At 61.6% G+C, this 503-nt stretch carries 1 pseudogene; it reads right to left on the bottom strand.

The annotated features are described in order from the left end of the window. Positions 1 to 503, bottom strand: a pseudogene (locus AWB72_RS28330) (porin); the annotation flags it as partial.

Genomic DNA, 503 nt, shown 5'->3' with positions numbered 1-503 from the left:
TAGACATCGGTGCGCCGCGAGAAGCGGTAATCGGCCATCGCACTGACCTGATTCCAATGTGGAAGCCCGCCGCCGCCGTTTCCGCCGGCGCGCGAATAGGTGTACGCGCCCGAAAGTTAGACTGCGGACGTCAGCGCATAACGAATGTTTCCTTCGAAGTTCTGGAAAGTTCCACTCAGGCCGGTCTGAAAGAATTGGGAGAGCTTCGTGTGCGAGTACACGAAGCCGGCCACGGCTGGACCGAAGGTGTAGTTCACACCGGCGCCGAAGGTCTTCTGACTGCTGGCCAGCACGCCTAAAGGCACGCCCGTCGGCGCCAGCGCACCCTGCAGGGACGCGCCGGTCGTATCGGTGACTGCGCCGTTCGTATTCAACTGTGCCGGCGTGCGCGCGGAACTGCTGAGCGCGAGGTAACCCGCACGGAAGTTCCACGCCCCCAATACATACGACATGCCGAAGCTATACGCGCGATTGTTCGCGAATCCGCCCGCCTGATTGGAGAA

The organism is Caballeronia concitans (assembly GCF_001544615.1).
Taxonomy (GTDB): domain Bacteria; phylum Pseudomonadota; class Gammaproteobacteria; order Burkholderiales; family Burkholderiaceae; genus Caballeronia; species Caballeronia concitans.
Note: the sequence above shows the minus strand (reverse complement) of the source record. Positions and strands in the feature narration are given on the sequence as shown.